6 protein-coding genes, 1 tRNA gene and 1 riboswitch are annotated in these 9609 nt (G+C 47.4%); of the genes, 5 read left to right on the top strand and 2 right to left on the bottom strand.

All coding sequences use genetic code 11. The features are described 5' to 3' along the window. The first annotated feature begins 31 nt into the window (after positions 1-31). The gene (locus B7Y67_RS07495; RefSeq protein WP_293598104.1) at positions 32-991 is read left to right on the top strand and encodes an XdhC family protein; all 960 of its coding nucleotides are present in this window, start codon (positions 32-34) and stop codon (positions 989-991) included. A 69-nt stretch (positions 992-1060) separates the two neighbouring features. Here the strand turns inward: B7Y67_RS07495 and parC are convergent, their stop codons facing one another. Together parC and B7Y67_RS07485 are read right to left on the bottom strand one after the other, a co-directional pair. After that, positions 1061-3433, bottom strand: coding sequence for a DNA topoisomerase IV subunit A (gene parC / locus B7Y67_RS07490; RefSeq protein ID WP_293598105.1), 2373 nt, complete (start codon positions 3431-3433; stop codon positions 1061-1063). A gap of 74 nt (positions 3434-3507) precedes the next feature. After that, positions 3508-5496 carry a DNA topoisomerase IV subunit B gene (locus B7Y67_RS07485; protein ID WP_293598103.1) on the bottom strand — a complete coding sequence of 663 codons (1989 nt, stop codon included), beginning with the start codon at positions 5494-5496 and terminating at the stop codon, positions 3508-3510. Between the two features lie 78 nt (positions 5497-5574). Here B7Y67_RS07485 and B7Y67_RS07480 point away from each other — a divergent pair, with 78 nt between their 5' ends. From B7Y67_RS07480 to B7Y67_RS07465, 4 genes are all read left to right on the top strand, one after another. Next, complete coding sequence (locus B7Y67_RS07480; RefSeq protein ID WP_293598102.1) at positions 5575-6795, top strand: CaiB/BaiF CoA-transferase family protein; 1221 nt, start codon at positions 5575-5577, stop codon at positions 6793-6795. 5 nt (positions 6796-6800) lie between these two features. After that, entirely contained in the window at positions 6801-8033 is a 1233-nt protein-coding gene (locus tag B7Y67_RS07475; RefSeq protein ID WP_293598101.1) for an MFS transporter, read from the top strand. A gap of 207 nt (positions 8034-8240) precedes the next feature. Then, positions 8241-8315, top strand: a tRNA-Arg gene (locus B7Y67_RS07470). Between the two features lie 211 nt (positions 8316-8526). Next, positions 8527-9378 carry an NUDIX domain-containing protein gene (locus B7Y67_RS07465; RefSeq protein ID WP_293598100.1) on the top strand — a complete coding sequence of 284 codons (852 nt, stop codon included), beginning with the start codon at positions 8527-8529 and terminating at the stop codon, positions 9376-9378. A 73-nt stretch (positions 9379-9451) separates the two neighbouring features. Next, positions 9452-9558, top strand: a riboswitch (TPP riboswitch). Positions 9559-9609 lie beyond the last annotated feature (51 nt).

Genomic DNA, 9609 nt, shown 5'->3' with positions numbered 1-9609 from the left:
AAAATTAAATATAAGAAATTAAAGACAAGAAATGAACAGCACTGATTTAAGCGTATTAAAAGCCGCCGTGGATTGGCTCAAATCCGGCCATTCGGTTGCGATCGCAACAGTTGTTCAGACATGGGGCTCCGCACCGAGACCTATCGGCTCATGGTTAGCCATTCGGGGTGATGGCCAAGTTACTGGATCGGTTTCTGGAGGATGTGTCGAGGACGACTTGATTCGTCGTGTTCAAACAGAAATTTTGACAAGAGACCTTCCAGAAATGGTGGTCTATGGCATCAGTCAGCAAGAAGCGGCTCGCTTTGGCTTGCCTTGCGGTGGAACACTGCGATTGCTCGTAGAACCAAAACCAGAATTAGCTATTTTAGAAACCATCCTAGCTTCCATCAGTAGTCACCAAATTACGTCCCGCACAGTGGATCTGGTTACTGGCAAATCTACTCTAGAGGCTGGAAATCGTAATGAGGCGTTTATTTGTGATGAGCGATTAATGAAAACGACATATGGTCCTCGTTGGCGCATGGTCATTATTGGCGCAGGACAACTGTCGCTTTATACCGCTGACTTTGCTCTCGCGTCGGACTTTGAGGTGATCGTGATTGACCCACGTGAAGAATATGCAGAAGGTATCAATCGTGACTACATACAATTTATTAAGGGTATGCCAGATGACGTGCTTCTAGAAATTGGTGTCGACTCTCATACGGCTGTTGTTGCCTTGACGCATGACCCCAAACTCGATGACATGGCTTTAATGGAGGCATTGAAGTCCCCTGCTTTTTATGTTGGAGCACTGGGTAGCAGACTCAATACACAGAAGCGGAAGGCTCGCTTATTGGAGTTTGATGTGACGCAGGAACAAGTTGAACGGCTTCATGGGCCAGTTGGCTTATTTATTGGCGCTTTAACACCGCCAGAAATCGCCGTATCGATTTTGGCTGAGGTGATTGCCGTGAAGTACGGCGTGCCAATCCCCAAGAAGGTCTAAGTATTCAATAAAAAAACCCGATCAATTGATAACTGGGTTTTTTAGATTCCACAAGATTCAATGAACCTCTTAATTAGCTTTGAGCTTTCCATCTTTAAGTCTTGGTTCGACAAAGTGACCTTTACGAGCGCGATTACCCGCAAATGACTTCAAGGTTTTGGCATCCAAACTGAGCTCAGTTGGTTTGCCTGCACGTCCAGCGCCTGAATATGTGGCGCCATCAGATCCAACTGCGATGGCAGAAGCTAACTTCTCTTTATCGTCCAAGGCCATCAGAATCACACCTTTGCCGCCAGTTGGTAAACGCTTAAGCTCGTCCAGTGGAAAAACCAACAACTTAGAGCCTTCAGATAGACAGGCAACCAGCTTCATGCCGGCGGTCACTTTAGCTGCACCGAGGGGTGCATCACCGCCAGGAAATTTACTATCGATACCTACGAATGATTTTCCAGCCTTGTTGCGGGTAGTCATATCCGCGACGTTTGCAAGGAAGCCGTTGCCTGATCGGGTGGAAATGAGCACGATATCATCCGGCTGGCCAGCATAGTAGGCAACCATTTGCGATCCTGCAGCTAAGTTCACAAAGCTGGTCAAAGGTGAGCCATCCCCACGTGCGCCCGGTAACTCACTGACAGGTACGGTATAGACCCGGCCATCACTGCCAAAACCTTGCATCACATCTACCGTGCGGCACTCAAATGTTCCATAGAGGGCGTCGCCAGCCTTGAAGCCAAACTGAGTTGCATCATGTTCATGGCCTTGGCGAACGCGCACCCAACCTTTTTGGGACACGATGACCGTTACAGGTTCATCCAATACTTTAGTTTCTGCGACAGCACGCCTGTCTTCTTGAATCAAGGTTCGGCGATCATCACCAAAATCCTTCATATCGGATTCGATTTCTTTGATGATGCGCTTGCGTAAGACAGTATCGCTTTGCAGCAAACCTTCGAGATCATCACGCTCAGACTTGAGTTCTTTCAACTCTTGTTCAATCTTGATGCCTTCTAGGCGAGCCAACTGACGCAAGCGAATATCCAAGATATCCTCTGCTTGGCGATCGCTGAGTTTGAATTCTTTAATAAGATCAGCCTTAGGCTCATCGCTATTGCGAATGATCTTAATGACCTTATCAATATTCAGAAGAACGATTAAGCGCCCTTCCAAAATATGCATCCGGTCTTTGACTTTACCTAGGCGGTGCTGAGTACGACGTGTGACAGTGCCAACTCGGAAAGAAATCCACTCGGCAATAATCTCCTTGAGCCCTTTTTGACGTGGGCGACCATCAGTGCCAATCATCACCAAGTTCATTGGTGCATTGGATTCCAATGAGGTGTGGGCTAGTAATAAGTTTGCAAATTCATTGACATCAATATTTTTGCTCTTAGGCTCAAATACCAAACGTACAGCCGCATCTTTGCTCGACTCGTCACGTACACCATCGAGCACATTCAAGATCGTAGACTTCAGATTGTTCTGCTCAGGGGTTAAGGTCTTCTTACCAACCTTCACCTTTGGATTGGTAATCTCTTCAATCTCTTGCAGCACACGCTGTGATGAAGTGGATGGTGGCAACTCATTGACCACAATTTGCCACTGGCCACGGGCCAACTCTTCGATAGACCAGCGAGCACGGACTTTTAAGCTGCCACGACCGGCTTCATAAATCTGTGCAATCTCTGCTGGAGAAGAAATAATTTGACCGCCGCCTGGATAGTCTGGACCGGGCATGATTTCCAACAACTCTGAAGTGCTCATTTTGGGAGACTTCATTAAAGCAATCGCTGCACTAGCTACTTCACGCAAATTATGCGAAGGAATCTCAGTCGCCATACCAACGGCAATACCGGATGCGCCGTTCAACAGAACAAATGGTAGGCGTGCCGGCAATAACTTCGGCTCCTGGAAAGATCCATCATAGTTCGGCGCAAAGTCCACCGTACCTTCATCAATCTCGCTCAGCAAGAGCCCTGCAATTTTGGTTAAACGGGCCTCGGTGTATCGCATAGCCGCTGCGCCATCACCATCGCGTGAACCAAAGTTACCTTGACCATCAATCAGTGGGTAGCGTAATGAGAAGCTCTGCGCAAGACGCACCAATGCGTCATAAGCAGATTGGTCGCCATGCGGGTGGAATTTACCAAGCACATCACCTACTACTCGAGCACTCTTGACCGGCTTGGCATCGGCACGTAAACCCATCTCACTCATCGAGAAAAGAATGCGACGTTGAACTGGTTTTTGACCGTCAGATACATCCGGTAAAGCACGGCCTTTTACAACGCTAATGGCGTAATCAAGATAAGCGCGTTCTGCATAGACTGCTAGCGTTAGGCTATCTTTGTCATCTTCATTGAGCTCAACTATTTTCGGATCATGTGGATCCTTGGGGCTACCCGTCTGAGTAGCAATAGGCTCGTCTACTTCAACGATATTCATTTCAACTGGCTCGCCTGAGAAAAGATCAGCTTGATCTGCTGGGCCAGTACTGCCTGGAGTTTTTTTAGTTGTCATTAGATATCCGCCTCTACTTCGTTACCGCGCTCTTCCAACCAATCACGACGCGCCCCGGACTCGGACTTACCCATCAACATATCCATTGTTTTAATCGTCTCATCTTCTGTCCACGTGCCCAAGGTCACAGGCAAAAGGCGGCGGGTATCTGGATTCAAAGTGGTATCCCACAGTTGCTCGGCACTCATCTCGCCCAAACCTTTGAAGCGAGAAATCTGCCAAGTTGTTTCTTTAACACCATCCTTGCGTAATTTATCTTCAATTGCTTGAAGTTCATTTGCATCAAGTGCGTATATCTTTTGCGCTGGCTTTTTGCCACGTGCTGGTGCATCCACCCTAAATAATGGTGGTCTTGAAATATGCACATGACCCAACTCAATCAGTTTCGGGAAATGCTTGTAGAACAAGGTGAGTAGTAATACCTGAATATGCGCACCATCTACGTCCGCATCAGACAGAATGCACACTTTGCCGTAACGTAAGTTAGAGAGATCGGGCGTGTCATTGGCACCATGGGGATCAACCCCAATCGCAACAGCAATGTCATGCACTTCATTATTAGCAAACAAGCGATCGCGCTCAGCTTCCCAAGTATTGAGAACCTTGCCTCGCAAAGGCAGAATTGCTTGATATTCCTTGTTACGACCCATCTTGGCTGAGCCACCCGCTGAATCTCCCTCTACGAGGAAAATTTCATTTAAACCAATATCTTGACTCTCACAGTCTGTCAGCTTGCCGGGTAGCACAGCTACACCAGAAGATTTTTTCTTCTCTACTTTTTGACCCGCTCGAGTTCTAGCTTGTGCTTGCTTAATAACTAAGTCAGCTAATTTACGACCGTAGTCCACATGCTCATTAAGCCAAAGCTCAAGAGCGGATTTAGCGTAACCGGAGACCAAACGCACTGCGTCTCTGGAGTTCAAACGCTCTTTAATTTGACCTTGGAACTGTGGATCTAAAACCTTGGCAGAGAGAATGAAGGATGCGCGTGCAAACACGTCCTCAGGCATCAGCTTCACGCCTTTTGGCTGCAAAGCATGCATCTCGATAAATCCTTTAACAGCATTAAAGAGACCTTCACGCAGTCCACTTTCATGCGTTCCACCTGCTGGGGTTGGAATCAAGTTCACATAACTCTCGCGGACAGGTGCGCCATCTTCAGTCCAGGTCACAACCCAGGTTGCGCCCTCGCCTTCAGCAAAGGAATCGTCATCACCATTTCCGGTTGCGTATTGCTCACCTTCAAATGGGGGAATCACTTCTGCACCATGACCCGCTTGAGCCATTGCTTCATTTAAATAGCCACGTAAGCCTTGGGCATATTGCCAAGCTTGGTTCTCACCAGACTTCTCTTGTATCAGGGTGACTTTGACGCCTGGCAGCAAGACCGCCTTGGAACGCAATAAACGAATGAGTTCAGGCATAGGGATGGCAGCATTATCAAAGTACTTGCCATCAGGCCATGCACGTACACGGGTTCCGTGCGATTTATCTTCTTTGCCAGCAGCGCTAGTTTTCAGCTTTTCAATGACCTTGCCATCAGCAAAGGTCAAGGTAGAAATTTTGCCTTCACGCCATACGGTAACTTCAAGGCGCTTGGATAAGGCATTCGTTACAGAAACACCCACACCATGCAAGCCGCCAGAGAAAGCGTAAGCACCACCAGTACCTTTTTCAAACTTACCACCAGCATGAAGCTGGGTAAAAACGATTTCTACTACCGGTAACTTCTCCGTAGGATGCATTCCAACCGGAATTCCACGGCCATCATCCTCGACGCTGACACTGCTGTCGGCATGCAAAGTCACGATGATGTGCTTACCAAACCCACCCAAAGCCTCGTCGGAGGCGTTATCAAGCACCTCCTGAATAATGTGCAATGGGTTATCAGTGCGGGTGTACATTCCCGGCCTCTGACGGACGGGTTCGAGCCCTTTTAGGACCTGAATCGATGATTCGCTGTATTCGGATGTTTTACGTGTAGCCATGCGCGCAAATTGTAGTCATGTCTGAAGTAAAACCCGAATTTTCATCAATTACCCCCATATTCATGCCAAAATTGAGGGATGGGAGCCTTAAGTCATATTCGCGTTTTAGACCTCAGCCGTGTTCTTGCCGGCCCATGGTGTGCACAAAATCTCGCCGATCTCGGCGCTGATGTCATTAAAGTAGAGCGTCCAGGCGTTGGAGACGATACCCGGCACTGGGGCCCTCCCTTTGTGAAGGATGCTCAGGGCAATGACACGCCAGAGACAGCCTATTTCATCTGTATTAACCGCAATAAACGCTCTATTACGGTCGATATCAGCAAGCCTGAGGGTCAAGAAATCATCCGCCAGCTCGCAAAAGAGTCGGATGTGGTCATTGAAAACTACAAAGTTGGTGATCTGGCTAAATACGGCCTGGACTATGAGAGCCTCAAAAATGTCAAATCTGACCTGATTTACTGCTCAATTACGGGTTTTGGCCAGAACGGCCCCTACGCCCAACGTCCCGGTTATGATTTCATCATCCAGGGAATGGGTGGATTTATGAGCGTTACTGGCGAGGCCGAGGACTTTGCGGGGGCTAGCCCACAAAAAGCCGGGGTTGCCATAGCCGATATCTTTACCGGCATGTATGCAAGTACCGCAATCTTGGCTGCAGTAGTTCATCGAGATAAAACGGGACAGGGTCAATATATTGATATGGCCCTCTTGGATACCCAGATTGCAGTCATGGCCAATATCTCCAGCGCCTACTTATGCTCGGATAAAGTCCCTCAAAGATGGGGAAATGCTTCTCCTATCATCGTTCCCTACCAGACCTTCCCCACCTCTGACGGCTGGATAATTGTGGCGGTCGGCAATGATGGGCAATTTAAGCACTTTGTGACTGCTGGCGGGGAGGTGCATTTGGCCAGTAACCCTCTTTACATCAACAACCCTATTCGAGTAGAGAATCGTAAGTCATTGATTCCATTGCTAGAAGTCATGACGCGACGCAAGACTAAGGCCGAATGGATCAGCCTTTTAGAGGCTGCTAACGTGCCCTGCGGCCCTATCAACAATTTTGAAGAAGTCTTTGATAACGAGCAAGTCAAGGCCCGCGGCGTCCAAATTAATGTTCCACACCCAACTGCAGGCACTATGAAACTCGTAGCAAGCCCTATGCGGCTATCAGAGACCCCTGTTGAAGTGAGAATGGCTCCTCCAACTCTGGGTCAACATACAGATGAAATTTTGCAGGAGCGCTTGAGCTTGGACCCCAAAGCCATTGCCGCACTTCAAGAAAAAGGCATTATTTAAACCAAATGTCTTTTAGCCCTCAGACCCAAAAATTATCACTTAAACAGGTGCTGATTTTTGGTGGGCTCATGGTGACTTTCTCCATGGGTATACGCCATGGATTTGGACTCTTTAACCTTCCGATTACTTCGGCCAATGGTTGGGGACGTGAAACCTTCGCACTCACTATCGCATTGCAAAATCTGATTTGGGGCGCAGTTCAACCGATCACAGGCGCTTTAGCTGATCGTTACGGTGCGCTCAAAATCATGATCGCTGGTGGCGCACTCTACGCACTCGGTTTAGCTGGCATGGCAATTTCTACTGATGCTGTGAATTTTTCCTTGGCTGGTGGATTGCTCATTGGCCTCGCACAAACTGCAACTACATACAGCGTGATCTACGGAATTTTAGGTCGCAATGTTGCCGCAGAAAAACGCGTTTGGGCTATGGGCATTGCTGCAGCTGCTGGCTCATTTGGACAGTTCTTGATGATTCCGGTTGAACAAGTTTTGCTCACCAGCTTTGGCGCAAATGATGCGCTACTGATCTTGGCACTCATGGCCAGCCTCATGATTCCAATTGCGTTGATGTTGCGCGAACCAAATACCATCCATTTGCAAAAAGCGAATGATCAAACAATTAAACAGGCTTTAAAAGAAGCGGTGAGCAATCCTAGTTTTAGATTGCTCACTTTAGGATATTTTGTGTGCGGATTTCAGGTGGTGTTTATTGCCGTTCATTTGGCGCCTTATCTCAAAGATTTATCTAATATTTATCCCGCTGTTGGTGCGCCTGCTGTTGCCACTACCGCACTAGCCTTAATTGGGCTGTTCAATATTTTTGGCACGTACAGCGCCGGAATACTAGGCCAACGCTTTCCTAAGCGCTACCTGCTATCAGGCATCTATATCAGCAGATCTATTGCCATCATGGCCTTTGTTTGGCTACCCCTCAGCCCCACTTCCACCTACATCTTTGCATCTGTCATGGGCTTTCTATGGCTGTCTACCATCCCATTAACCAATGCAATTGTGGCTCAGATCTTTGGTGTCAAATACCTCACCATGCTTTCAGGCTTGGTATTCTTCTCGCATCAATTGGGTAGTTTTTGCGGAGCGTATTTTGGTGGCTACTTATTTGACCGTACTGGCTCCTACTTGATTGTTTGGAATATTGCGATTGCCTTAGGTGTATTTGCCTTCTTGGTCAATCTTCCGGTAAAAGAACATGCACTAGATCGCACGGTACTTGCGTAAGACTTCATGCAGAAAAAATTTCAGCCCCCAAAATGGCTCCTCTATTTTCTTGCAGCTATTGTCTTGGGAATTATTTTTTCTACCTACTTTGCTCCAAATATGATGGTTGCTATTACGAATTCAGTATGGGCGATGTGCGGCTGGTAATCAGTGGATAATGTCTCGAGTTCTAACATCTTTTTAAAAAATCGTTTTATTTTTTTCTGTCTCGCCGTAGCACAATGGATAGTGCACATGCCTCCTAAGCGTGGGATACAGGTTCGATTCCTGTCGGCGGGACCACTCCAAAATAAAAAACTTATCCACAGGTTTTGTGGATAAATACCCAAAAGTTTTCGTAAGTCGCAGATTTGTATAGAGTGACCTAGCTTGCTTAAATTATGAGCATTAGTCTCTGACAAAAATATAAATAAAGATCTGTTGACAATTCAAGTTCGCTTATAGATTTTTAGACTACTTTTTCAGTCTTTTTGAATTCTCTTACACTTAGGGCATGCACAAGCAAACAAACATGCTCACCACCAGTACCATCGCAGCTCTTGAGGAGATGCTCCAAAACACGGCAAGGTCTGCACCACAGGATTTCTTACCTATCCATTTTTTGGGCGGCAGCTCAGCTGGGCAGGTTATTGGGCACCTAAACCCTGAATTCATCCCTTTTTTACAAGAATCCTTGGCAAAAAACCCAATTTCTCTTGTGGAAATGGGTCATGATCGTCTGACCATTCACCAGGCAAGACCCTTAGTGCTCTCGGCAAGTTTGGCGAAATTAGCCGATCGGATGCAACAAGGTGGCTTTATTCCGGGTTGGCGACATGAGGATTTTGCTTGGATTGATCAAAACGGACATGAATACTTCCGTTTAGAGCGCGCTGCCTTCCGTACTTTTGGCTTTCGCAGCATGGCAACCCACATTAATGGCTATACCAAGGCCGGCAATCTCTGGCTGGGACGGCGCAGCGAGACCAAAGCAACCGATCCAGGTCGTCTTGATAACCTGGCAGCAGGCGGTATTGGCGCAGATGAAACCCCTTGGGTCAATGCCCGCCGAGAGTTATGGGAAGAAGCCGGCGTTCCACCTCAGATTTCTGATCATATAGAGCCTGTGGGTCGTATTCACATGCGTCGCCCTATTCCAGGACGGGGCTTTCATGATGAGCAGCTCTATATCTATGACTTAGAGCTAGAGGATAACTTTGTACCTACCAACCATGATGGGGAAGTGAGTGGTTTTATTGAAATCTCGCTTTCAGAGGCTGCAGCACGCATTTTGGCTGATGAATTCACCAGCGATGCCGCTTTTGTGACAGCAGATTTCATTTTGCGCAATACCAAAGCCGCTTAAGTTGTAACAACTAAATTGATGGCTTGATTTTGATCATCCATCTTGATGTCATTTCGTGGTTAAATTGGCACTAAGGATGAAACAGGGGTGCCCTCTAGTGATTTTTGCTACGAGGCGCTGAGAAAGACCCTATAACCCGATCCAGGTAATGCTGGCGTGGGGAGTTTTCCATCAGACCGTCACCCGGTTTCGTCCATCTAATTACAGTCAGGAGATGGACATGAGCGATAC

The sequence above is a fragment of the Polynucleobacter sp. 35-46-11 genome, from assembly GCF_002281105.1.
Note: the sequence above shows the minus strand (reverse complement) of the source record. Positions and strands in the feature narration are given on the sequence as shown.